General features: G+C 61.8%; 20 protein-coding genes and 1 other annotated feature. Of the genes, 16 read left to right on the top strand and 4 right to left on the bottom strand.

Annotation, left to right across the window (positions count from 1 at the left end):
• The first annotated feature begins 10 nt into the window (after nt 1-10).
• The 5 genes from pknB (at nt 11) to spoIVA (ending at nt 6541) form a co-directional block, all read left to right on the top strand.
• Entirely contained in the window at nt 11-1963 is a 1953-nt protein-coding gene (gene pknB, locus ACTNBU_RS00510; protein ID WP_441029624.1) for a Stk1 family PASTA domain-containing Ser/Thr kinase, read from the top strand.
• Nucleotides 1960-2847, top strand: a complete 888-nt coding sequence (gene rsgA / locus ACTNBU_RS00505; RefSeq protein ID WP_441029621.1) for a ribosome small subunit-dependent GTPase A — start codon at nt 1960-1962, stop codon at nt 2845-2847. Before pknB ends, rsgA begins: the two co-directional genes overlap by 4 nt.
• 101 nt (nt 2848-2948) lie before the next feature.
• On the top strand, nt 2949-3104 hold the full coding sequence (locus ACTNBU_RS00500; protein WP_441029618.1) for a hypothetical protein: 156 nt from the start codon (nt 2949-2951) through the stop codon (nt 3102-3104).
• A gap of 170 nt (nt 3105-3274) precedes the next feature.
• Entirely contained in the window at nt 3275-4816 is a 1542-nt protein-coding gene (locus tag ACTNBU_RS00495; protein WP_441029616.1) for a DUF3794 and LysM peptidoglycan-binding domain-containing protein, read from the top strand.
• A 246-nt stretch (nt 4817-5062) separates the two neighbouring features.
• Nucleotides 5063-6541, top strand: a complete 1479-nt coding sequence (gene spoIVA, locus ACTNBU_RS00490) for a stage IV sporulation protein A (RefSeq protein WP_441029785.1) — start codon at nt 5063-5065, stop codon at nt 6539-6541.
• Between the two features lie 547 nt (nt 6542-7088).
• Here the strand turns inward: spoIVA and asnA are convergent.
• From asnA to gltS, 4 genes are read right to left on the bottom strand one after another with little or no spacing between them, the layout of a single operon-like run.
• Nucleotides 7089-8096: an aspartate--ammonia ligase gene (gene asnA / locus ACTNBU_RS00485; RefSeq protein WP_441029613.1), complete on the bottom strand. Its 1008-nt coding sequence runs from the start codon at nt 8094-8096 to the stop codon at nt 7089-7091.
• A 46-nt stretch (nt 8097-8142) separates the two neighbouring features.
• Nucleotides 8143-9633 (bottom strand): glutamate--tRNA ligase, encoded by a 1491-nt coding sequence (gene gltX, locus ACTNBU_RS00480; protein ID WP_441029610.1) that lies wholly within the window; start codon nt 9631-9633, stop codon nt 8143-8145.
• 32 nt (nt 9634-9665) lie between these two features.
• Entirely contained in the window at nt 9666-9839 is a 174-nt protein-coding gene (locus tag ACTNBU_RS00475; RefSeq protein ID WP_441029607.1) for a hypothetical protein, read from the bottom strand.
• Nucleotides 9840-9849: 10 nt separating this feature from the next.
• Nucleotides 9850-11046, bottom strand: coding sequence for a sodium/glutamate symporter (gltS, locus tag ACTNBU_RS00470; protein WP_441029604.1), 1197 nt, complete (start codon nt 11044-11046; stop codon nt 9850-9852).
• Nucleotides 11047-11341: 295 nt separating this feature from the next.
• On the opposite strand from gltS, the gene trpS reads away from it, so the two are divergent.
• From trpS to tyrS, 11 genes are all read left to right on the top strand, one after another.
• Nucleotides 11342-12349, top strand: a complete 1008-nt coding sequence (gene trpS / locus ACTNBU_RS00465; RefSeq protein ID WP_441029601.1) for a tryptophan--tRNA ligase — start codon at nt 11342-11344, stop codon at nt 12347-12349.
• Between the two features lie 12 nt (nt 12350-12361).
• On the top strand, nt 12362-13513 hold the full coding sequence (locus ACTNBU_RS00460; protein ID WP_441029598.1) for an MraY family glycosyltransferase: 1152 nt from the start codon (nt 12362-12364) through the stop codon (nt 13511-13513).
• Nucleotides 13514-14665: a non-hydrolyzing UDP-N-acetylglucosamine 2-epimerase gene (wecB, locus tag ACTNBU_RS00455; RefSeq protein ID WP_441029595.1), complete on the top strand. Its 1152-nt coding sequence runs from the start codon at nt 13514-13516 to the stop codon at nt 14663-14665.
• An 18-nt stretch (nt 14666-14683) separates the two neighbouring features.
• The gene (locus tag ACTNBU_RS00450; RefSeq protein WP_441029592.1) at nt 14684-15448 is read left to right on the top strand and encodes a hypothetical protein; all 765 of its coding nucleotides are present in this window, start codon (nt 14684-14686) and stop codon (nt 15446-15448) included.
• 898 nt (nt 15449-16346) lie between these two features.
• Nucleotides 16347-16871, top strand: coding sequence for a hypothetical protein (locus ACTNBU_RS00445; protein WP_441029589.1), 525 nt, complete (start codon nt 16347-16349; stop codon nt 16869-16871).
• Nucleotides 16872-16888: 17 nt separating this feature from the next.
• A complete protein-coding gene (dxs, locus tag ACTNBU_RS00440) occupies nt 16889-18751 on the top strand; it encodes a 1-deoxy-D-xylulose-5-phosphate synthase (RefSeq protein ID WP_441029586.1) in 1863 nt (620 codons plus the stop codon).
• Nucleotides 18741-19562 (top strand): TlyA family RNA methyltransferase, encoded by an 822-nt coding sequence (locus ACTNBU_RS00435; RefSeq protein WP_441029583.1) that lies wholly within the window; start codon nt 18741-18743, stop codon nt 19560-19562. The genes dxs and ACTNBU_RS00435 overlap by 11 nt, the downstream gene beginning before the upstream one ends.
• Complete coding sequence (locus tag ACTNBU_RS00430; protein ID WP_441029580.1) at nt 19559-20443, top strand: NAD(+)/NADH kinase; 885 nt, start codon at nt 19559-19561, stop codon at nt 20441-20443. Before ACTNBU_RS00435 ends, ACTNBU_RS00430 begins: the two co-directional genes overlap by 4 nt.
• A complete protein-coding gene (gene argR, locus ACTNBU_RS00425; protein WP_441029577.1) occupies nt 20433-20882 on the top strand; it encodes an arginine repressor in 450 nt (149 codons plus the stop codon). Before ACTNBU_RS00430 ends, argR begins: the two co-directional genes overlap by 11 nt.
• A gap of 16 nt (nt 20883-20898) precedes the next feature.
• Entirely contained in the window at nt 20899-22584 is a 1686-nt protein-coding gene (gene recN / locus ACTNBU_RS00420) for a DNA repair protein RecN (protein WP_441029574.1), read from the top strand.
• 143 nt (nt 22585-22727) lie between these two features.
• Nucleotides 22728-22978, top strand: a binding site (T-box leader).
• Between the two features lie 58 nt (nt 22979-23036).
• A complete protein-coding gene (tyrS, locus tag ACTNBU_RS00415; RefSeq protein WP_441029571.1) occupies nt 23037-24266 on the top strand; it encodes a tyrosine--tRNA ligase in 1230 nt (409 codons plus the stop codon).
• Nucleotides 24267-24301 lie beyond the last annotated feature (35 nt).

The following is a 24301-nucleotide window of genomic DNA, read 5'->3' as shown; positions in this document are numbered from 1 at the left end:
GGGGAACGACATGGATCAGTACATTGGAAAAATGCTGGACGACCGCTACGAGATCCTGGAGCGGATCGGCACCGGAGGCATGGCCGTGGTCTACAAGGCCAAGTGCCACTATCTGAACCGTCTGGTGGCCGTGAAGATCCTGAAGAGCGATCTGGCCCAGGACGAGGATTTCCGCCGCCGGTTCAATGCCGAGTCCCAGGCCGTCGCGCAGCTGTCCCACCCCAACATCGTGTCCATCTACGATGTCTCAAAGGGCGGCGACACGGAGTATATCGTCATGGAGCTCATCGACGGCATCACTCTGAAGCAGTACATGGAGAAACGGGGCCAGCTCAGCTGGCGGGAGGCCCTCCATTTCATCACCCAGATCATGCGGGCCCTGTCCCACGCCCACAGCCGGGGCATCGTCCACCGGGACATCAAGCCCCAGAATATCATGGTCCTGCGGGACGGCAGCGTGAAGGTGGCCGACTTCGGCATCGCCTGCCTGGAGAATTCCGCCCAGACCCTGACCCAGGAGGCCCTGGGTTCCGTCCACTATATCTCTCCCGAGCAGGCCCGGGGCGACCGGACGGACGCCCGGTCCGACATCTACTCCGCCGGTGTGGTGTTGTATGAGATGCTCACCAGCCGCCTGCCCTTTGAGGGGGACTCCGCCGTCTCCGTGGCCATCCAGCATCTCAGCTCCATCCCCCTGGCCCCCAGGGAGATCAACAAGGACATTCCGGAGCAGATGGAGCTGATCTGCATGAAGGCCATGGCCCCGGATCTGAACCGGCGGTACGGCTCTGCCGACGAGATGATCGCGGATCTGGAGGCCTTCCGGAAGAACCCCGGCGTGGATCTGGAGTTCAGCATGAACGACCTGCGGCCGGAGGAGCCCGACGAGCCCACCCGTCTGCTGAAGACGGCCCATCTGTCCTCCGCCTCCGGCGGCTACCGCCCGGAGCGGCAGGACCGGTATGAGGAGCCGAAGGAGCGTCGCTGGGAGGAACCGGCTCCCCGCAAGAGCCACACCGGCATCCTGGTAGGCATCGTGGTGGTCCTGGCGCTGCTGGTGGCCCTGGTGCTGTTCCGGAACATCTTCAGTTCCTTCGGCCAGCAGCCCAACGACACCTATACCGTCCCCCAGGTCCTGGGGTATACCATCGAGCAGGCTCGGGAGCTGGAGGGCGTCAAGGGCATCTTTGAGATCCAGCAGTCCGGTACCGCCCCCAGCGACAAATACAAAGTGGACCAGATCATGGACCAGTCGCCGTCCCCCAATGCCCAGGTGAAGGGCGATCTGGTGATCTACGTCACCGTCAGCACCGGAGAGGACACTGGCGTCATGCCGAATCTGGTGAACGAGGAGGCCCGGAACGCGGAGAAGGTGATGCTGAAAGATCTGAAGGCCCGGTATGATCTGGATATCCGGACAGTGGATGAACCTTCGGACACTATCAATTCCGGCAACGTCATCCGCACGGAGCCCGAGGCCGGTGAGACGCTGAAGAAGGGCGACACCGTCATTCTGTATGTCAGCTCCGGCCGGGAGTTCACCAAGGTCATCAGCTTCGTGGGACAGGACATCAACGCTGTCCGTCCCTATCTGGAGAGCTCCTGGAACCTGGCCTTCGGCGGCGCTACCACCGAGGAGAGCGACCAGCCCGCGGGCACCATCCTGCGTCAGTCCCTGGAGGCGGAGACGGAGGTTGCGGTGAACACGGAGATATCCTTCGTCATCAGCTCCGGTCCCACCCCGGACGGCGGCGAGCGGGAGCTGCACTTCGACTTTGAGCTGCCCATGGACCGGGAGACCGTGCTCCTGCGGGTGGAACTCAACGGGGAAGTGGTCTTTGAGGACACTGTGGAGTGCTCCCAAGGCTCCTATCCCATGGACCTGAAGGGCAGCGGCACCGGCACCGTTTCCTATTACTGGGACGGCGAGCTGCACGCCAGCATTGAGGCACCGTTCTCATGATACAGGGACGGATCAAGAAGGCCCTCAGCGGCTTTTACTACGTGGACGCCGGCGAGGCCGGTGTCCTGACCTGCCGGGCCAGAGGCAAGTTCCGGAAGACCGGGGAATCCCCACTGGTGGGCGATCAGGTGGAGGTCCGGGAGCTGGGGAACGGCGAGGGCTTCGTGGAGGCCATCCTGCCCCGGAAAAACGCCTTTGAGCGGCCGGCGGTGGCCAACATCGACCAGCTGGTGATCATCGCCTCCGGCGCCATTCCAAGGACGGAGCCGTACCTCATCGACCGGGTGGCGTCTATCGCCGCCCTGAAGGGCTGCGACGTCATCGTCCTGCTGAACAAGTGCGACCTGGACCCGGCGGAAGAATTGTATGAGATCTATACCGCCGCCGGTTTCCCCACTCTCCGGGTCAGCGCCGAGACAGGGGAGGGCATCGACGCGCTGCGGCCCCTGATCAACGGCAAGCTGTCCGCCTTTACAGGCAACTCCGGCGTTGGGAAATCCAGCATTTTGAATGCCCTGTACCCCGCCTTCCAGCTGAAGGTGGGGGAGGTGAGCCAGGCCTTGGGCCGCGGGCGCCACACCACCCGCCATGTGGAGCTGTTCCGTCTGGAGGGCGGGGCGGAGATCGTGGACTCGCCGGGCTTTTCCTCCTTTGAGACGGAGGAGCTGAATCTGGAGCTGAAGCGCCGCCTGCCGGAGACGTTTCTGGAGTTCCGCCCCTATCTGGACGACTGCCGCTTCGTGGGGTGCAGCCATACCAAGGAGAAGGGCTGCGCCGTTCTGGAGGCGGTGCGGGCGGGGAAGATCCCCAAAAGCCGCCACGACAGCTATCTGCGGCTGTACGAGGAGCTGAAGCCCCTGCAGGAGTGGCAGAAAAAACGATAAGAGGTTTCCGAATCAGCGGCCTGAAAGGGCCGCTGATTTTTTTTGTACCCGGACAACGCCACTCTGTATATACTGGTTTAGAAGAAAGGAGCGTGACGGATATGGGACGGCGCGGAGGCGGCTGTAGGATCCTGGGCATTCTCGCGGTGGCGCTGGGCGCCGGCATCCTGATCGCGGCCATCTTTCCCACGGGAGCGCTGCTGTTTCTGGTGGCGTTCCTCTTGATCGCCTGCGGCTGTGCCTGCTGCAAATTCTGAAAGGAGCGTCTTTATGCAGATCGTGGTCTGGAAGTCCCCCAAAGCCCTCAGCGGCATTCTGCGCCGGCTGTTTCATATCAAGGCGGCAAAATGAGCCGAGGCATAATCCCTCCCGGCCTGTCATACTCTCTCTATAGAATCAGGACGGCCGGGAAAGGATGGTTGATTTCATGGAACTGGAGTTGAAAAAATCCTGTTTCGACGCCTTTGACATTGGGGCGGAGCAGGTGCTGACACAGGAGGAGACCGCGGAGACGATCGTGCCGGACTACTGTCCGGATATTGCCCGCATCATCGACACGGAGGGGAAGATCTTCCTCCACAGCCGGGAGCTGCGGGACGGCAAGGGCGTGGTGTCCGGTACCGTCCGGGTGACGGTGCTCTATACCCCGGAGGGAGAGGGGGGCATCCGCACCCTGGAATTTGCCATGCCCTTCTCGGCGGAGACGGACGGGAAGGCCATGGCGGACTGCGTCTGCCTTACCGCCGTCACGGAGCCGGAATTTCTGGAGACCCGTATCCTGAATCCCAGGAAGGTCTTCACCCACTGCAAGCTGGTGACCCGGCTCACCGGCTACCGGAAGGCGCCGCTGAGCTTCTGCTCCGACGTGGAGGCGGAGCCGGCGCTGTGTCTGGAAAAGCGGCAGGAGAATCAACACACCACGCTGCTGACCCAGATCGCGGAGAAGGACTTCACCTTTTCCGATGAGCTGGATCTGTCCCCAGGCCGGGAGGGCGCCGCGGAGATCCTCACCAGCCGCACCGCCGCCTCGGTGACGGAGACGAAGATCGTGGGAAGCAAGCTGATCCTGAAGGGCATCTTCAACGTCAGCCTGCTGTACCGGACGGCGGAGGGAAAGTGCCGCTCCGCCGGAGGGGAGCTGCCCTTCTCCCAGATCATGGAGGTGGAGGGGGCGGCGGAGAACGCCTCCGTCTCGGTGCAGCTGCAATTCACCGGCAGCGATATCCAGGTGAGCAGCGCCGCCGATCAGGAGGGGCGGCAGATCGCCGTGACACTGTACTTACATGCCGTGGCCATTCTGCGGCAGGAGCAGACCGTGACGCTGCTCAGCGACCTGTACTCCACCGCCTATGATCTCAGCTACGAGGCAGAGCCGGTGCAGCTCACCGACTGCTCCGAAAATCTCAGCCGCCGCCAGACCGTGCGGGAGGTGCTGGAGATCGGCGTGGTGGCGGACTCCATTCTGTCCCTGTACGTCGCCTGCGGCAGCGTCTCCGCCGCACGGGAGGGGGACGGCATGATCCTACGCACCGGCGCTACTGTGCGGGCGCTGTATCTGGACGAGGGCGGCGTTCCCCTGGTGGCGGAGCGGTGTATCGACGTTTCCTGCCAGCTGGAGCTGCCGGAGGACTGCCGCGTCACGGCCCGGGCCGTCTGTCCGGAGGAGGTGCAGGGCAGTCTGGGGGACCGGGGCATCGAGGTGCGCTTCCCGGTGGAGTTCCAGGCCCAGGTCACCACCCGGAAGAAGAAGGTGTGTCTGGCCGCGGTGAAGGTGGCCTCCGAGACGCCCAAGGATCTGAGCAAGGCGCCGTCCCTGGTGCTGCGGGGCCTGGGGAAGGAGGAGACGCTGTGGATGCTGGCCAAGCGGTACAACACCACCATGGCGGATATCCTGGCGGCCAACAGTCTGGAGGCGGAGACGGATATCCAGCGGGGGAAGCTACTGCTGATCCCGAAGAAGCGGGCATAGGGGCAAAACGGACAGGGACCGGAAAACCGGTCCCTGTTTTCATACCTGTTTTGAGGATAGCACAGCCTGTCATACTTTCCGGTCCAGCCTCATAGACATGTAGCATACGAACAGGGGAAGCAAAAAAGGACGGGGTCCCCATCAAATACGCCGACAGCCGCGGCAGACGGCGGAAAACCTCCGTGCGAGGGAGGTTTTGATACCTGATTGAGCGCCACCGGCGCAGGAGGTTTTGAGACTATGACAATGACAAACACGGATATTTATCAGAACATCGCCACCCGGACGGCGGGGGATATCTACATCGGGGTGGTGGGCCCGGTGCGGACGGGAAAATCCACCTTCATCAAGCGGTTCATGGAGACCCAGGTCATCCCAAACATCGACAACGTCTACCGGAAGGAGCGGGCCAGGGATGAGCTGCCCCAGAGCGGCTCCGGCCGGACCATCATGACGGCGGAACCGAAGTTTGTGCCGGAGGAGGCGGCCCAGATCCAGCTGCCCGGCGGTGCGGCTTTTTCCGTGCGTCTCATCGACTGCGTAGGCTACATGGTGAAGGGGGCCATCGGACAGTTTGAGAATGACGCCCCCCGCATGGTCACCACGCCCTGGTATGACCATGAGATCCCCATGACGGAGGCGGCGGAGATCGGCACCCGGAAGGTCATCACGGAGCACTCCACCATCGGCATCGTCATCACCACCGACGGCTCCGTGGCGGATATCCCCCGGGAGGACTATCTGGAGGCAGAAGAACGGGTCATCCGGGAGCTCCAGGAGTTGGGAAAGCCCTTCATCGTTCTGCTGAACTCCTCGGATCCCCACTCCCAGCGGGCGGAGGCCATTGCCAATGACATCGCCTCCCGGTACACGGTGAACTGCATGCCGGTGAACTGCCTGGAACTGGGGGAGCAGGACGTGGCAGACATTCTGAAAGCGGTGCTGTACGAATTCCCCATGCAGGAGCTGGACCTGTTTCTGCCGCCTTGGGTGGACGCCCTGCCGGCAGACCATCCCATCAAATCCGGCCTGTACACGGCGGTGCGGGACAGCACGGCGGAGCTTCGCCACATTCGGGAGGTGGACTCCGTGGTGGGGGCGCTGGGCAGCAGCGAGCACATCAGCGACGCCAGTGTGACGGGCATCGATCTGGGCACCGGCGTGGCGACGGTGGAACTGCGCCTGCCCCGGGAGCTGTTTTACCAGACGTTGTCGGAGCAGTCCGGCTTCACAGTGGGAGACGACGGGGATCTGATGAGCCTGCTGACCACCCTGGCCGGGGTGAAGGCGGAGTACGACAAGGTCTCCGGCGCCCTGAAGGATGTGAGGGAGTCGGGCTACGGCATCGTGATCCCCGGCATCGACGAGCTGAAGCTGGAGGAGCCGGAGATCGTGCGCCAGGGCGGACGGTACGGCGTCCGTCTGAAAGCAAGCGCCCCGTCCATACATATGATCCGTGCGGATATCGAGACCGCCGTGTCCCCCATCGTGGGCAACGAGAAGCAGTCCGAGGACATGGTGAACTATCTGCTCCAGGAGTTTGAGGGGGACACCAGCAAGATCTGGCAGTCCAACATCTTTGGCCGCAGCTTCCATGAGCTGGTGAACGACGACCTCCAGAGTAAGCTCCGCCGGATGCCGGAGGACGCCCGGAAGAAGCTCCAGGAGACCCTGACCCGCATCATCAACGAGGGTAGCGGCGGACTGATCTGCATCATCCTCTGATACTCTCAGTAGACAAAGGGCGACACGCCTGCCAGCGGCTAAAATCAACGCTGGTGGCGTCATCGCGGCCCAGGCCGCCCTCTCTTGCCCGTTCCGGGCAATTCACCTTGTCCTCGGTGGGCGGCAGCCCACCTTCGTCCTCTTCCTTGCCAGTGCCGGTTTTATCTCACTGGCAGGTCCGGAGGAGTTTTTCAGGAGCAGATTTGGTGGCTAGCAAGGCAGATGAGGCAGCCGGGCTGTCGCCCGGCAACGAGGATAACGCCGCCAGTCGCCGAAGATGTCCTGAAAAACCGTATTGCTCTTTGTCTACTGAGGGTACTGATTCTTGATGAAAAAGTTTCATCAAGAATCCCGCGTGCTGCGCACGCGCGAATTGTGCAGAGGCACAATTCGGCGTCTCATAAAAACTCAATGCGCTTCGCGCTATCAAACGGTTTCAACCGTTTTCATCAGTTTTCGTATGATCCCCGCAAAAGAACAAGAAAGAGGCACCCTGGACGGGGTGCCTCTCGTCGTTGTATAGTCGTTGTGCAGTAGTCGTGGCCGGTCACAGCAGCGTGACGCCGGCCTCCTCGCAGACGCGGATGGTCTCGCTGTCCCACAGGCTGACCTGGACCTCGCCGATGTGGCAGGCGCCCAGGAGCAGCATGCACAGCCGGGACTGGCCGATGCCGCCGCCGATGGACTGGGGCAGCTGGCCGTTCAGGAGCATCTGGTGGAAGGGCAGCTTCCGGCGCTCATCGCAGCCCCGCTCCATCAGCTGACGGTCCAGGGCGGCGGCGTCCACCCGGATGCCCATGGAAGACAGCTCGAAGCTGCGGCCCAGCACCGGGTCCCACATGAGGATGTCGCCGTTGAGGGTCCAGTCGTCATAGTCCGGGGCGCGGCCGTCATGGGGCTTGCCGGAACGCAGGTTTCCGCCGATCTGCATCAAAAACACCGTGGGATGCTCCCGGCAGATCTCCGCCTCCCGCTGACTGGGCGTCAGATCGGGGTAGCGGTCCTCCAGCTCCTGGGTAGTGAGGAAGTACACCTCACGGTCCGGCGTAAAGGTCAGCACGGGGAAGGCGTTCCGCAGGGCGGCGGCGGTGTCGCAGATAGCGCCCACGATGTCCCGCACGGTCTCCTTCAGATACTCTTCGTTCCGATCCTCGGGGTGGATGTTCTTCTCCCAGTCCCACTGGTCTACGTAGATGGAGTGGAGGTTGTCCACCACCTCATCCCGGCGGATGGCGTTCATATCCGTATACAGGCCGGTGCCCACGGGGAACTCGTACCGCTTCAGAGCCAGACGCTTCCACTTGGCCAGGGAGTGGACCACCTGTCCGTCCGTGCCCACATCGGGGATGTTGAAGGACACCGGGCGCTCCACGCCATTGAGGTCATCGTTGAGACCGGTATTGCCGTCCACAAACAGGGGAGCGGAGACCCGGTGGAGGTTCAGCCGCACCGTCAGGCTGTGCTGGAACTCCTTGTGGATCAGCTCGATGGCACGCTGGAGCTCGTTGTTGGACAGGGGCATCCGATACCCCTGGGGGATGAAAACCTTACTCATGTCGCTACCGTCCTTTTATGAATGAAATGTGGTCAATGGCGCCGTATCACGCGCCCAGCTTCTCCAGACCCAGCCGCAGGCGGCGCAGGGTCTCCTCCCGGCCCAGGATGTGGCAGATCTCCACGGCGCCGCCGGGCGTCACCAGCTTGCCCGCCGCCGCGATGCGCACGGGCCACATGAGGGTGGCGTTCTTCACGCCCAGAGTGGCTGCCAGATTGATGAGGGTGTCGTGGATGGCGTCCGTGGTCCAGGCGGGCATGGCCTCCAGCGCGGGAATGGCCTGCTCCAGCATGTTCCGGGAGACCTCGGGATTGGTCTTGGACTTCTTGTTGGTGAAGTACTCCACGTCATACTCCGGCAGCTGGTCGAAGAAGTCCAGCTTCTCGGGGATGTCGGTCAGCTTCTCGCACCGGGCCTGGAGCAGACCGGCGATCTCCGCCGCGTCGTAGGCCGGATTCTTTACCGCCTGCCGGATATAGGGCTCCGCCGCCCTGGAAAAATCGGCGGGGGCCATGGCCCGGAGATAGTTGGCGTTGAAGTAGGTCAGCTTCTCCATATCGAAGATAGCGGGGGACTTGGAGATACCGGCGATGTCGAAGACGTCCACCAGCTCGGACAGGGTGAAGAACTCCCGCTCCGCCAGCTCGCCCTTGGGGGCCCAGCCCAGCAGGGCCACGTAGTTGAGGATGGCCTCCGTCAGATAGCCCATGGACCGCAGATCCTCGTAGGAGGGATCGCCGTGGCGCTTGCTCATCTTGTGCTGCTGGTCCCGCATGACGGGAGAGCAGTGGACATAGGTGGGGATCTCCCAGCCGAAGGCCTTGTACAGCAGATCGTACTTGGGGGCGGAACTGAGGTACTCGCTGCCCCGGACCACGTGGGTAATGCCCATCAGATGGTCGTCCACCACGTTGGCGAAGTTGTAGGTGGGCAGGCCGTCCCGCTTCAGCAGGACCTGGTCGTCCAGGGTCTTATTCTCCACGGTGATGTCGCCGAAGCTGACGTCGTGGAAGGTAGTGGTGCCCTCGTGGGGGACCCGCTGGCGGATGACGTAGGGCTTGCCCGCCGCCAGATTGGCCCGGACCTCCTCCGGACTCAGGTCCCGGCAGGGATCGTCAGGCCGTTCAAAGTTGCCGGAGTCCTCCTCGGATTCCGTCTTTTCGCAGAAGCAGTAATAGGCCGCGCCCTTTTCCACCAGCAGCTCCGCGTACTTGCCGTACAGGTCGCGGCGCTCCGTCTGGATATAGGGACCCACGGGGCCTCCCACATCGGGACCCTCGTCGTGAGTCAGGCCGCATTCGGCCATGGTGCGGTAAATGATCTCCGTCGCGCCCTCTACCTGACGGCTCTGGTCCGTGTCCTCCAGCCGGAAGATGAACGTGCCGCCGGCCTTCCGGGCGATGAGCCAGGTGTACAGCGCGGTGCGGAGATTGCCCACGTGCATATAACCTGTGGGAGAAGGGGCGAACCGGGTCCGGACCTTTCCCTTGGGGATGCGGGCCTCCATATCATCGAAAAACTTCATATCAAGCGCCATGTGATGACCTCCATACTGGAAATTTGCGTAATTCAACAAATAGCATTATGGCCGTTTCCGAGAAAATTGTCAAGGAAGACTGTCCCGGAATCTGTACTTTTCTCCATTTCAGCCATCTGATCTGCCGCCCCGCCCAGGAAATCGGACGGTCCGCCAGCAAAGAAGCGCCCCGGCACCGCATCCGCGATGCCGGGGTGCATTTCCATGGTTCAGTTGCTACGACCATAGCCCGATGTTGAAGGCAATCATGGCGGCGTTGAAGAAGTCGATGAACAAACCGCCCACCATGGGAACGGCGAAAAAGGCAGTGGGGGAGGGGCCATACCGCTTTGTGAGGGTCTGCATATTGGCCATGGCGTTGGAGGTGGCACCCATACCGAAGCCGATGAAGCCGGCGGTCATGACGGCGGCGTCGTAGTCCCGGCCCATAAAGCGGAACACCAGGAAGTAGCAGAACAGGAACATCAGCACCACCTGGAGGGCAAGGCACACGATCATGGGCAGGGCCAGATCCACCAGCTGCCACAGCTTCAGTCCCGACAGGGCCATGGACAGGAAGATGGACAGGAACATATTGCCCATGGTCTCGATTTCCTCGCCGGGATACTCAGTGTGGATACCGTCGGCCACGTTACGCACCACGACTGCCACCAGCATGGCGCCGATGTAAGCGGGGAAGCTGAATCCGCAGAACTCCGTCAGACGGGCGCTGACCCAGTTGCCGATGCCCACGCAGAGCACGATGAACATGAAGCCCTTGATGAAGCGGTTGCTGGTGGAGGTAAAGTGCTCCGGCTCCAGCTCCGCCATCTCTCCGTCGGAGGCGGCAACGGTCTTGCACTGAAGATGGTTTTTGTTGATAAGAAGCCGGGCGGTAGGTCCGCCCATCAGAGAGCCTGCTGCCAGTCCGAAGGTGGCAGCGGCGATGCTGACCGCCCGTGCACCCACGGCGCCTGCGGCCTCCAGATCCGGTCCGATGGCTGCCGCCGTGCCGGGGCCGCCCACCAGAGCCACAGATCCGCAGCCGATGCCGTACAGGGGGCTCTTTCCCATGAGGGCCATGACGGCGCCGCCCAGACCGTTCTGCAGCACGATCATGACGATGCTCAGCCCCAGCAGGAGCAAGACGGCCTTTCCGCCTTTCATAAGTAGAGGAATGCTGACGGTGAAGCCCACAGTGGTGAAGAACATCACCATGAAGACTGTCTCCAATGTATTGTCAAAGGTGACGAATGCGATGCCGGAGGCGTAGAGGATCGTATTCAGGATGGCGAATGTCAGGCCGCCTACCAGCGGGGCGGGGATACAGAATCTGCTCAAAATGGTGATTTTGCGCGTCAGTACATTTCCCAGCCAGTACATGACGGCACCCAGGGCCACGGCGTGGTACATATTAAGGTTGATCTCTGTCAAGTGAATGCACGCTCCCTTCCTAAACGATACAGATTTGTCCATTGTGACGGGATTTCTTCCTGCTCTTATTATATAATTGGAAAGATTATCCTGCACGTTTGAAGTTTATAAAGAAAGCGGGAGAGGCCGCAGAGAACGTGTAAAGGCCCCGGCGGAAAAGCGCTTGTTTCGACAGAACAAGAGATTGCGGGCAAAAGACATTGCGCTTTTTGACGACTTATGCTATACTATACAGGTTAAATTGCGCCCTTTTGCGCGGGTGCTTTCAAATAGAAAGATTTGAGGTGTTCCGACTATGGAAAATGAAGTGCAGAAAAAGCGTATTCTCAGCGGCATCCAGCCCTCCGGCGATCTGACCCTGGGTTCTTATCTGGGCGCCATCCGGAACTGGGCGGCTCTGGCCGACGAATATGACTGCTATTACATGCTGGCGGATATGCACACCATCACCGTCCGGCAGGTGCCGGCGGACCTGCGCCGCCGCACCATGACCCAGCTGGCGGCCTATATCGCCTGCGGTCTGGACCCGGAGAAGAACGTGCTGTTCGTCCAGTCCCACGTGCCCGCCCACGCTCAGCTGGGCTGGGTGCTGGACTGTTACACCATGTTCGGCGAGCTGTCCCGAATGACGCAGTTCAAGGACAAGTCCGCCAAGAACGCCGACAACATCAACGCCGGCCTGTTCACCTATCCCGCCCTCATGGCCGCCGACATTCTGCTGTATCAGGCGGACCTGGTGCCCGTGGGCGGCGACCAGAAGCAGCACGTGGAGATCTGCCGGGACATCGCCACCCGCTTCAACGGCATCTACGGCGACGTGTTTAAACTGCCGGAGCCCTATATCCCCAAGGTGGGCGCCCGGGTCATGTCCCTGACCTCTCCGGAGAACAAGATGTCCAAGTCCGATAAGGACCAGAACGGCTGCGTCTACATGCTGGAGCGTCCGGAGGACATCATGCGGAAGTTCAAGAAGGCCGTCACTGACTCCGAGGCCTGCGTCCGTTACGATCCGGCGGCAAAGCCCGGCGTGTCCAACCTGATGCAGATCTACGCCGTCACCACCGGCAAGTCCTTTGAGGAGATTGAGCGGGAATTCGCCGGCCATGGCTACGGCGACTTCAAGGCCGCCGTGGGCGAGTCCGTGGTGGAGCTGCTCCGTCCCATCCAGGAGGAGACCGCCCGGATCCTGGCGGACAAGGCCTATCTCCAGGGCGTGTACCGCGCCGGCGCCGAGAAGGCCGCCCGTGTGGCCAACCGCACGCTGGGCAAGGTCTATAAGAAGGTCGGCTTCATCGACCGTTGAGCGGAGGGAAGCATGAACATTGATAATCAGCTGATCGTCTGCGTCATGATGGCGCTGATGGCGGCGCTCATCGTCAGCTTCCTGACGACGCCGGTGGTGAAGTCCTTCGCCTATAAGGTGGGCGCCATCGACGTGCCCAAGGACGCCCGGCGGATGCACCACGTTCCCATCCCCCGGCTGGGCGGACTGGCCATTTTCATCGGCTTCATCGTCAGCATCCTGCTGTTCGTGGACGTCCGCCGGGACGCTCAGATGCAGAGCATCCTGCTGGGTGCCGTGGTCATTGTGGTACTGGGCGTGGTGGACGACATCATGGCCCTGCCCGCCATGTTCAAATTCGTGGTGCAGATCGCCGCGGCCCTGATCCCGGCCCTCAACGGCGTGGTGATCCAGGCGTTCTCCAACCCCAACATCTTCTCTGACAACCTGTACTGGGTGCTGGGCAAGCTGTCCATTCCCTTTACGGTGCTGTGGATCGTGGCTATCACCAACTCCGTGAACCTCATCGACGGATTGGACGGCCTGGCCAACGGCGTGTCCGCCATCTCCGCCACCACCATGCTGGTCATCGCCATCCTGGTCTCCGAGGGACAGGTGGCGGTGGTCATGGCCGCTCTGGTGGGCGCCTGCGTGGGGTTCATGCCCTACAACATGAACCCCGCCAAGATGTTCATGGGGGACACCGGCGCCACCTTCCTGGGCTATATCCTGGCCACCATGTCCATCCAGGGCCTGTTCAAGTTCTACGCAGTGATCTCCTTCGCCGTGCCGTTCCTGATCCTGGGTCTGCCCATCTTTGACACGGCCTTCGCCTTCATCCGGCGCATCGCCCACGGCCAGAGTCCCATGCACGCCGACCGGGGCCATATCCATCACCGGCTCATCGACATGGGCCTGAACCAGAAGCAGGCGGTGGCAACGCTGTACGTCATCTCCGCCATTCTGGGCCTCTCCGCTGTGGTGCTGACCACCAGCAACGAGCTGAAGGCCATGCTGTTCTTCCTGACCTTGTGCGTGGTGGCCGTCGTGGCCGCCCGGGTGGCTTTCCCGAAGGAGATCAAGGAGGAACTGCACGAGGAACTGGAGGAGCTGAAGGACCACGGCCGCCACGAGGAGGACAAGCCCTCCAAGCCGGAGGAACCGGAGAAGGGAGAGGAGTCTTAAATGGAAAAGCTGCGAATCATGAGCGTCTTCGGCACCCGGCCGGAGGCCATCAAGATGTGCCCGCTGGTAAAGGAGCTGGCCTCCCGCTCCGAGATCGAAAGCCTGTGCTGCGTCACCGCCCAGCACCGCCAGATGCTGGACAGTGTGCTGGAGGTCTTTGATCTGAAGCCGGACTGGGATCTGGACATCATGACGCCCCGTCAGACCCTCTCCACCATCACCAGCAAGTGCCTTACCGGCATGGACGAGGCCATCGACGCCCTGAAGCCGGACATGATCCTGGTCCATGGCGACACCTCCACCACCTTCGCCGGAGCCCTGTCGGCCTTCTACCATCAGGTGCCGGTAGGCCATGTGGAGGCGGGCCTGCGGACCTATGACAAGTATTCACCCTTCCCGGAGGAGATGAACCGGAAGCTGGTATCCGCCATTGCGGACCTGTATTTCTGCCCCACGGAGAACAACCGGCGCAATCTGGAAAAGGAGGGCATCACCCAGGGTCTGTTCGTCACCGGAAACACGGTCATCGACGCCCTGAAGACCACCGTCCGGGACGATTACCGCTTCAGCACCGAGGAACTGAACCGCCTGCCCTACGGGGAGAAGAAGATACTTCTCGTCACCTGCCACCGGCGGGAGAACTACGGCGAGCCCATGAAGAACATCATGCTGGCCCTGCGGCAGATCGCTGAGGAAAACCCGGACGTGGAGCTGGTGTATCCCGTCCACCTGAGCCCGGTGGTCCGGGAGGCGGTGGACAAGTACCTGCGGGGCGCGCCTCGGGTCCATCTCATTGACCCGCTGCCCGCCGACGAGATGCACAACCTCATGGCTCGGTGCTATCTGGTGCTGACGGACTCCGGCGGCTTGCAGGAGGAAGCACCGGCGCTGGGAAAGCCCGTGCTCGTGCTGCGCCGGGAGACGGAGCGGCCCGAGGCCGTGGCCGCCGGAACGGTGAAGCTGGCCGGTGTGGTACAGGACGACATCGTCACCATGGCGGAGCGTCTCATCCGGGGCAAGGACGCCTACCACCGGATGGCTCACGCCGTGAATCCCTACGGCGACGGCCAGGCCTGCCGCCGCATCGCCGACGCCATCCTCTGGCACTTCGGCAGACGGGACAGCGGTCCGGAGGACTATACCGGAAAATAAGGAAAGGGAGGACGGATCATGGGAAGGGGAAAGCGCAGGGGTAGCCGCAACAGCATCGCCGGCGCGTTCCTGGTCCTCATCGTCCTGATGGTGGTGCTGGTGACGGCCAACGGGCTGCGGCGCACCAGCCACATCACCCTGCCCTCGCCGTCAGCGTCCCTGTCTCCCGCTGACAGCAGCGGAGAGGCCGCGGTGGACGCGGTCATCCGCGTGGAGGTGACGCCGGAGACGGTCCAGGCGGCGGTGGAGACGCTGCACCGGCCGGAGGCCTACATCCGGATGATGACGGTGGAGCGCTTCTGGAGCGGCGGCAGCGGGACTGTCCGTGTCACCGTCATCGTCCGGGGCAATCTGACCCGGGTGGACACCGCGGAGGTGGACGGGCATATCCGTCATACCATCACCGACGGCGAGACCACCTATATCTGGTACGACAATGACCGGAGCCTCTACACCGGCGCCGCCGGGGACATCTCGGCGGACCAGGAACAGAGCATCCCAACCTACGAGGACATTCTGACGCTGGACGCCAATCAGATCACCGTGGCCGACTACCGGCAGTTCTCCGATGAGGACTGCATTTATGTGGAGACCGGGGAGGACCAGTACGGCTACGCCCTGCGCTATTGGGTCAGCGTGGACTCAGGCCTGCTCATCGGCGCAGAAAAACTCCAGAGCGGAGAGCGTATCTACCAGATGACGGCGCAGCCTGTATCAGATGTGCAGCCTACTCAGGCGGATTTCACGCTGCCGGACGGAACCACCCTCTGGGGCAAAGGCTGACAAAATAAAATGGAAACGGCCGGAACAGCATCTGTTCCGGCCGTTCTGACACACTCTGAAAGGGTGTTTTTTTGCGTTTCGTGGAAACAGCCTGTTTCCGGGAGCGAAAAATTCACATTTTGTATATACGGAATATGTTGTATATTTATTAAAACCGTGCTATACTGAGAGCTGCTAAGCGGCGGCGCAGTATTCTAGTCAGTACTGCCGCCTCCGAAGGAGGGCCTAAAAATCCTCTAAAGGGCATACCTGTGAAACCTCTGGTGCCTGCTTATTACGCCCAGTTTTGGGTGGGTGCTGGGGGGAAGCGCATCTCTGCGCTTGCGGACTCAGGGCGATTTCCAATGGCATGGTCAACCCGACCCTGTTTCCGTGGAGACCTGCTCTTGTGCACAGACGTACTCCCATCGTGGTATTTCCGGCCTGTGTACGAAGCAGATTGTGAACCTGCAAGGCGGTGTGGAAGGGCATTTTGCCCCAAATGCTGTGTGCAGACGTAGCCTGCCTTGCGTGGGTGTGGTGAATGAGAGGTCAGGCCGTGATGCTCCGGCCGGAGCGGTCTGCGGCCCCCTGCTCCCTGAAACCATTCCTGCAAAAGAGGCTAAGAGACGGACAGACTGTGGTGGAAATCACCTAGGCTGTTCATATGAGGCAGAAAAAGGATTGCAGTGCGGACTAAGTGGCAGTCGGGTCGCGCGGAAGGCGACGCCGCGCCGCGGTGCTGAAAGGGAAACCGCCCCCATCGGCAACGAGGGGTGTACCGTGGGGAAATCCAACCCGTACCTAAGCCGTAAGATTTACTTTTTCTGCCGCCGCCTGCTTAGTGACTATGATTTGACAGAGGTTTGATCTCTTGAGTAAAAACAGATCCACAAAAAACAAGGGAAGGAAGACGGAATTGTCCCCTTATCAATGGGCGCTGCGGGTCTTCCTCATCGCCATCGCTTTGTCCGCGGCCCTGAGCCTGGCGTCGGAAACGATGCTGGCGGGCGCCGGGATCGCGGTGGCGCTTTTGATACTGGTGCTGTTCATCCTGCTGGGCATCCTGTTTGACATTGTGGGCGTGGCGGTGACGGCGGCGGACGAGAAGCCCTTTCACTCCATGGCTGCCCACAAGGAGAAGGGGGCCACGGAGGCCCTGAGCCTGCTGCACAACGCCAGCCACGTCAGCAGCTTCTGCAACGACGTGGTGGGCGATATCTGCGGCATCGTCAGCGGCACCACCGGCGCCGTCATTGTGGTGCGGCTCCAGACGGCGCTGAACTGGCATTCCGTGCTGATCTCCGTGGGCATCACGGCGCTGATTTCCGGCCTGACCATCGGCGGCAAGGCCATCGGCAAGAATTTCGCCATTGAAAAGAGCACAAAGGTGGTATTCATGGCCGGACGATTCCTGCATTTCTTCCGCCGCGGAAGAAAATGACAGAGGGGGAGCATTCTGTGATATTAGAGAGCATTCAGTCCCCGGCGGACGTGAAGGCGCTCCGAAAAGAGGAGCTGCCCCAGCTGTGCCGGGAGCTGCGGAAATTTCTGGTGGAAAGCATATCCAAAACCGGAGGCCATCTGGCCTCCAATCTGGGAACGGTGGAGCTGACGGTGGCCATCCACCGGGTATTTGACACGGAGAAGGACCGTCTGGTCTTTGACGTGGGCCACCAGTGCTACGTCCACAAGGCCCTGACGGGACGGCGGGAGCTGTTTTCCACCCTCCGGCAGTTCGGTGGGCTGTCTGGCTTCCCGAAGCCCTACGAGAGCGAGCACGACGCCTTCATCGCCGGCCATGCCTCCAACTCCGTCTCCGTGGCGCTGGGCATGGCCCGGGCCCGGACGCTGCGGCACGCGGATTACGACGTCCTGGCCCTCATCGGCGACGGCGCATTGTCCGGCGGCCTGGCCTACGAGGGCCTGAACAATGCCGGAGCCTCCGGTGAGCCGCTGATCGTCATTCTCAACGACAACGGTATGTCCATCAATCCCAACGTGGGAGCGGTGAGCCAGCATCTGTCCCGGCTGCGGTCAAAGCCGGCCTATTATCATTTTAAGAAGTGGTATCGCAGCCTGTTCGGATCCCATCCGGCGGAGAACCGGCTGTACCGCTTCAATCATCATGTGAAGACATCTCTGAAAAAGACGCTGTGGCCCGGCAGCTCCCTGTTTGAGCGCATGGGCTTCACCTATCTGGGCCCCATTGACGGCCACGATGTGGACAGGCTCTGCAACGTGCTGGAGTGGGCGAAGGAGCTGCATGGCCCGGTGGTGGTCCATGTGAACACCATCAAGGGAAAGGGCTACTCCTATGCCGAGCGGAATCCGGACAAGTTCCACGGCGTGTCGCCCTTCGATCCCGTCACGGGACTGACGAAAAAGCCCGCTTCGGAGGATTTCTCCGCCGTCTTCGGGAAGACGCTGATAGACTGCGCCGCCCGGGATGATCGGGTCTGCGCCATGACGGCGGCCATGGAGGACGGCACCGGCCTGACAGACTTCGCCCGCGCGTATCCGGACCGCTTCTTTGACGTGGCCATTGCGGAGGGCCACGCGGTGGCCATGGCCGCGGGAATGGCCAAGCAGGGGATGATCCCCGTGGTGGCCCTGTACTCCACCTTTTTGCAGCGGAGCTACGACATGCTGATCCACGACGTGGCGCTGCAAAAGCTCCATGTGGTGCTGGCGGTGGACCGCGCGGGACTGGTGGGCGCCGACGGCGAGACCCACCACGGCTGTTTCGACGCGCTGTTCCTGCCGGAGATCCCCGGCTTTACAGTGCTGTGTCCCGCCAACTTCGCGGAGGAGCGCAGCATGCTCCGCTGGGCCATCTTCCAATGTGAAGGCCCGGTGGCGGTGCGATATCCAAGAGGCGGAGAGGGCTCCTTCCGGGAGGACACCTGGGACAAGCCTGTGGTGCGTCTCCGGGAGGGCACGGACGTGACCCTGATGGCCTACGGCACCATGCTGGAGGAGATCCTGAAGGCGGCCGAGCTGCTGAAAGAGCAGCACATCTCTGCGGAGGTGCTGAAGCTCAACCGCATTGCGCCCCTGAGCTGGGAGGAGCTGGAACCCTTTCTGGGGCAAACCAAGAATTGTCTGACGGTGGCGGAGGATTGCTTCGGCGCCGGGTGTGCAGGCCAGCGGATCTCCGCCATTCTGGCGGAGCACGGCGCGGCCCCCAGACGCTTGATCCTGAAAAACCTCGGAGGAGACTTCGCTCCCGCCGGCACCGTGGCGCAGTTGCGCCGCAGCGCCGGAGTGGACGGCGAGGGCATTGCCGTGGCCGTCATGGAGGCGATGAAACATGAGCAATAAGACGCGGCTGGACGTTCTGCTGGTGGAGCGGGGCATGGAGGAGAGCCGCCAGCGGGCCCAGGCCGACATCATGAGCGGCATCGTATTTGTGAAGGGCCAGAAAGTGGACAAGCCCGGCACGGCGGTGGCAAACGACGCGGAGATCGAGATCCGCGGCAATACGCTGCGGTACGTCAGCCGGGGCGGTCTGAAGCTGGAAAAGGCCATGGCCACGTTCCCCATCTCCTTGGAGGGCGCCGTCTGCGGCGACATCGGTGCCTCTACCGGCGGCTTTACGGACTGCATGCTGCAAAACGGAGCGTCGAAAGTCTATGCCGTGGACGTGGGCTACGGACAGCTGGCCTGGAAGCTCCGCAGTGATCCCCGGGTGAACTGTCTGGAGCGGACCAACGCCCGGTATCTCACCCATGAGCAGATCCCCGATGAACTGGACTTTGCCTCCATCGACGTCAGCTTCATCTCCCTGAAGCTGATCCTGCCCGCGGTCTGCGGCATCCTCCGGGACGGCGGCCATGTGGCCTGTCTGGTAAAGCCCCAGTTCGAGGCCGGGAAAGAAAAGGTGGGGAAGAAGGGGGTCGTCCGGGACCCCGCGGTCCATCTGGAGGTGCTGGAGCACTTCCTGGAGCACGCGAAGTCCTCCGGCTTCACGGTGCTGGACATGACCTATTCCCCCATCCGGGGCCCGGAGGGAAACATCGAGTACCTGGGCTATCTGGAGAAAGGACAGCTGCCGGAGCGGAGCTTTGACCTGGCGGCACTGGTGGCGGCGTCCCACGCCGACCTGAAGGAACACGGAGGTGAGGGACAGTGAGCCCCAAAAAGATCATTCTCTGTCCCAATCCCAGCCGGGACAGGGATATGGAGTCCACCCGGGAGGCCATGGCGATCCTGGGGGAGATGGGATTTCAGACCGTGGTCTGCTCCCCCTTCCGGGAGCAGCGGACGGAGCTGTTCGGTAGCATTCCCGCGCGTCCCCTGACCCAGGAGCTGCGCACCGCCTGTCTGCTGATCACCTTCGGCGGAGACGGTACCATCCTTCATCTGGCGAAGCTGGCGGCCCTGAACAAGATCCCGGTGCTGGGCATCAACATGGGCAGCCTGGGCTTTATCGCGGAGCTGGAAGCGTCGGAGCTGGGTGCTCTGCGGAAACTGAAGGACTGGGATTTTCAGATCGAGCCCAGGATGATGCTGGACGTCACCGTCATGCGGGACGGAAAGCAGGTGTATCAGAACCTGGGTCTCAATGACGCAGTCATCCGGGAGGGTCCCATCTCCCACGTCATCCATCTCAGCATCGCCTCTGACGGCCGCCATCTGGCGGATATCGACGGAGACGGCGTCATCATCGCCACACCCACCGGCTCCACGGCCTACTCGCTGTCTGCCGGCGGACCTGTGGTGGAACCCATGGCGGAGGCCATGGTGGTCTGTCCCATCTGCACCCACAACATGCGGTTTTCCTCCTACGTACTGTCACCGAATCACACGCTGACGGTGGAACTGGTGCGCAATGGACGCAAGCCGGTGTATCTCTGCGTGGACGAGAGCCGCGCCTTTTCCCTGAAGCAGGACGATCAGGTGATCGTGCGGCGTTCCAAATATGTGACAAGACTGGTTCGTTTGTCAGAAAAGAGTTTCTGCGAGGTTTTCGCAAAAAAGATGCTACCGGGAGGGCAGGAAGATGAAAAATAACCGGCAGGAGAAAATTTTAGAGATCATTTCCCAGGAGAATATCGAGACCCAGGAGCAGCTTCTCATGCGGCTCCAGGCCTGCGGCATCAGCAGCACCCAGGCCACCATCTCCCGTGATATCAAGCAGCTCCACCTCATCAAGGAGCCGGTGGGCCGGGGGGCCTATAAATACGCCGTCTCCAGCAACCGCACCAAGCTGAACTTTGCGGAGAAGCTGCGGACCATCTTCCGGGAGAGCGTCACCAGCATCGACACCGCTCAGAACATCGTGGTGCTGAAGACGATGCCCGGTCTGGCCAGCGGTGCCTGTTCCGCTCTGGACAATATGAACATCAACGAAATGGTTGGCTCCATCGCGGGAGACGACACCGCCGTTCTTGTGATGCGGGACCGGGAGGCCGCCCTGGATTTCTGTGAGGAACTGAAATCCATGCTGTAACAGAGGAGGACAGCTTATGCTGGAGCTTCTGCACATTGAGAATATCGCCGTGATCGAGGAGGCGGACATCCGCTTCCGCTCCGGCTTCAACGCGCTGACCGGCGAGACCGGTGCCGGCAAATCCATCGTCATCGACGCCATGGGCGCGGTGCTGGGGGGACGGACCTCCCGGGATCTGATCCGCACCGGCGCGGACAAGGCCTTTGTCAGCGCAGAGTTCAGCCAGGTGCCGCCGGAGCTGCCCGGTCTGCGGGAAAACGGCGTGACGCCGGATGAAAACGGGGAGCTTCTGCTGCAGAGAGAGATCCTCTCCGACGGCAAGAACCTCTGCCGGGTGAACGGGCGTCCCGTCACCGTGGCCCAACTGCGGGAGATCGGCAGTCAGCTGCTGAACATCCACGGCCAGCACGACGGCCAGCAGCTTCTGGACGAGGAGCAGCACGGCGCCTATCTGGACCGCTTCGGCCGGACAGAGGGCGTCCTCGCCGCCTATCAGAGGGAATACGGGACCATGGCCGCGCTCCGGTCGCAGATCAAAGCCCTTCAGATGGATGAGGCGGAAAAGGCCCGGCGGATGGATTCCCTTCAGTTCCAGATCAATGAGCTGGAGCGGGCGGAGCTTCAGCCCGGCGAGGAAGAGGAACTGCGGGACCGCCGGAATCTGCTGCGGAACGGCGAGAAATATCTGTCTGCCCTTCAGGGTGCGGACTACTGTCTCAACGGCGGCGACGAGGGCGGCGGCGCTGTTCAGGCGCTCCGGGAGGCGGAGGAGGCCCTGTCCGCCATCCGCTATCTCAGTGATGAGATGGGAGAACTGTATCAGCGTCTGGAACAAGCCAGATGTGAAGTGTATGACCTTGCCAGTATTGTACAGGACAAACGGGAGGAGTTCGACTTCTCTCCGGCGGAGCTGGACCAGGTGGAGGGCCGCTGCGATCTACTGTACCGCCTGAAAAAGAAGTACGGCGCCACAGTGGAGGACATGCTGGCCTATCTGGACAAGTGCCGTGCGGAGCTGGACGCCATCCAAACGGCGGACGACACCCTCATACAGCTTCAGGAAAAGCTGACGAAGTCCGACAAGGCCGTCCGGGCGGCGGGCGCCGAACTGACGAAGGTCCGGAAAGCGGCGGCGAAAGCCCTGGAGGACCGCATCCAGAAGGAACTGCGGGACCTGGACATGAACAAGGTGCGGTTCAGTATCCAGTTCGAGGAGAAGGAGCCGTCTCCCGACGGATGTGATACCATCCGGTTCCTGATGTCCGCCAATGCCGGCGAGGATCTGAAGCCCATTGCGAAGATCGCCTCCGGCGGCGAGCTGGCCCGCATTATGCTGGCACTGAAAAATGTGCTGGCGGAGCAGGAGGCCATCGGCACGCTGGTTTTCGACGAGGTGGACACCGGCGTCTCCGGGCGGGCCGCCCAGAAGGTGGCTCAGAAGCTGGCTCAGGTCTCCCGCCGGAAGCAGGTGCTGTGCGTCACCCATCTGCCCCAGCTGGCGGCCATGGCGGACACCCACTTCTCCGTTGCCAAGGGAGAAGTAAAGGGTAGAACCTTTACACATGTGATCCGCATGGACCGGGAGCAGCGGAAGGCGGAGCTGGCCCGCATCACCGGCGGCAGCAAGGTGACGGACGCATTGCTGGAGAGCGCCGGAGAGCTGCTGGACGAGGCAGAGGCCTACCGGAAGACGCTGGTATAAAAACACCGGATCATCACCGGCGGGACGGCGTTCTGCCGTGCTTACAAGCCGCTTTTGAGTTTCTGTATCTCCGTACCTATTCCCCTGTAAAAAATCGGCGGAATGGTTGACATTTTCCGTGAAATCGGATAGAATACCACCCGTATACGACGATGATGCGGAGGAGTATCCGGACCGGACCTGTCAAGAGAGCCCCTGGCTGGTGGAAAGGGGAGAGGGCCATCCGGTGAATACACCGCGGAGCCGGCACCCAAACGGCTTTTCGAAAGGGGCCTAGTAGGCGTGCTCCGGGAGCGCCCGTTACCGCGCGGGAGTGTGATGGCACTCCATGAGGCCGTTTTCGTGAGACAACGGCGAACCAGAGGTGGTACCGCGAATGTTGTTCGCCCTCTGTCCCAGCCCGGGACGGAGGGCGTTTTCCATGAGATTATAAGAATAAAGGAGACAAAATCATGACTTGCTATGACGAACTGGTAGCCCGCGGGCTCATCGCCCAGGTGACGGATGAGGAGGAGATCAAGAACCTCATCAACAACGGAAAGGCCATCTTCTATATTGGCTTCGACCCCACCGCCGACTCCCTGCACGTGGGCCACTTCATGGCCCTGTGCCTGATGAAGCGGCTACAGATGGCCGGCAACAAGCCCATCGCCCTCATCGGCGGCGGCACCGGCATGATCGGCGACCCCTCCGGCCGGACGGATATGCGCCAGATGCTGACCCCGGAGACCATCCAGCACAACTGCGACTGCTTCAAGAAGCAGATGGAGCGGTTCATCGACTTCGGCGAGGGCAAGGCCATGATGCTGAACAACGCCGACTGGCTGCTGAAGCTGAACTATGTGGACGTGCTCCGCGAGGTGGGCGCCTGCTTCTCCGTCAATAACATGCTCCGTGCCGAGTGCTACAAGCAGCGGATGGAGAAGGGCCTCAGCTTCCTGGAGTTCAACTATATGATCATGCAGTCTTACGACTTCTATCATATGTTCCAGACCGTGGGCTGCAACATGCAGTTCGGCGGCGACGACCAGTGGAGCAATATGCTGGGCGGCACGGAGCTGATCCGGAAGAAGCTGGGCAAGGACGCCTACGCCATGACCATCACCCTGCTGCTGAACAGCGAGGGCAAGAAGATGGGCAAGACCGCCAGCGGCGCCGTGTGGCTGGACCCCAACAAGACCTCTCCCTTCGAGTTCTATCAGTACTGGCGGAACGTGGGCGACGCCGACGTCCTCAAGTGCATCCGGATGCTGACCTTCCTGCCTCTGGAGCAGATCGACGAGATGGACAAGTGGGAGGGCAGCCAGCTGAACCGGGCCAAGGAGATCCTGGCCTACGAGCTGACCAAGCTGGTCCATGGCGAGGCCGAGGCCGAGAAGGCCCAGGAGACCGCCCGGGGTCTGTTCTCCGGCGCTGGCTCCGCGGAGCACATGCCCACCACAGAACTGACGGCGGACAAGTTCACCGACGGCAAGATCGGCGCTATGAACCTGCTGGTGGCCTGCGGTCTCTGCGCCTCCAACGGTGAGGCCCGCCGTCTGATCCAGCAGGGCGGCGTCACCGTCAGCGACAAGAAGATCGCGGCCATCGACGCGGCCTTTGACGAGAACGACTTCCGGGGCGAGGGCGTCATCATCAAAAAGGGCAAGAAGGTCTACCACAGAGCCATCGTGAAAGAATAATGCAGCAGGCAGACGCGGCGTTTCCACGCCGCGCC

Source organism: Dysosmobacter sp. HCP28S3_G4, assembly GCF_052065175.1.
Taxonomy (GTDB): Bacteria; Bacillota; Clostridia; order Oscillospirales; family Oscillospiraceae; genus Oscillibacter.
Note: the sequence above shows the minus strand (reverse complement) of the source record. Positions and strands in the feature narration are given on the sequence as shown.

Excerpts from the sequence above, each read along its gene's own strand:
- pknB (WP_441029624.1), top strand. The coding sequence starts at position 11 with ATGGATCAGTACATTGGAAAAATGCTGGACGACCGCTACGAGATCCTG.
- rsgA (WP_441029621.1), top strand. The coding sequence starts at position 1,960 with ATGATACAGGGACGGATCAAGAAGGCCCTCAGCGGCTTTTACTACGTG.
- ACTNBU_RS00500 (WP_441029618.1), top strand. The coding sequence starts at position 2,949 with ATGGGACGGCGCGGAGGCGGCTGTAGGATCCTGGGCATTCTCGCGGTG.
- ACTNBU_RS00495 (WP_441029616.1), top strand. The coding sequence starts at position 3,275 with ATGGAACTGGAGTTGAAAAAATCCTGTTTCGACGCCTTTGACATTGGG.
- spoIVA (WP_441029785.1), top strand. The coding sequence starts at position 5,063 with ATGACAAACACGGATATTTATCAGAACATCGCCACCCGGACGGCGGGG.
- asnA (WP_441029613.1), bottom strand. The coding sequence starts at position 8,096 with ATGAGTAAGGTTTTCATCCCCCAGGGGTATCGGATGCCCCTGTCCAAC.
- gltX (WP_441029610.1), bottom strand. The coding sequence starts at position 9,633 with ATGGCGCTTGATATGAAGTTTTTCGATGATATGGAGGCCCGCATCCCC.
- ACTNBU_RS00475 (WP_441029607.1), bottom strand. The coding sequence starts at position 9,839 with ATGGAAATGCACCCCGGCATCGCGGATGCGGTGCCGGGGCGCTTCTTT.
- trpS (WP_441029601.1), top strand. The coding sequence starts at position 11,342 with ATGGAAAATGAAGTGCAGAAAAAGCGTATTCTCAGCGGCATCCAGCCC.
- ACTNBU_RS00460 (WP_441029598.1), top strand. The coding sequence starts at position 12,362 with ATGAACATTGATAATCAGCTGATCGTCTGCGTCATGATGGCGCTGATG.
- wecB (WP_441029595.1), top strand. The coding sequence starts at position 13,514 with ATGGAAAAGCTGCGAATCATGAGCGTCTTCGGCACCCGGCCGGAGGCC.
- ACTNBU_RS00450 (WP_441029592.1), top strand. The coding sequence starts at position 14,684 with ATGGGAAGGGGAAAGCGCAGGGGTAGCCGCAACAGCATCGCCGGCGCG.
- ACTNBU_RS00435 (WP_441029583.1), top strand. The coding sequence starts at position 18,741 with ATGAGCAATAAGACGCGGCTGGACGTTCTGCTGGTGGAGCGGGGCATG.
- argR (WP_441029577.1), top strand. The coding sequence starts at position 20,433 with ATGAAAAATAACCGGCAGGAGAAAATTTTAGAGATCATTTCCCAGGAG.
- recN (WP_441029574.1), top strand. The coding sequence starts at position 20,899 with ATGCTGGAGCTTCTGCACATTGAGAATATCGCCGTGATCGAGGAGGCG.
- tyrS (WP_441029571.1), top strand. The coding sequence starts at position 23,037 with ATGACTTGCTATGACGAACTGGTAGCCCGCGGGCTCATCGCCCAGGTG.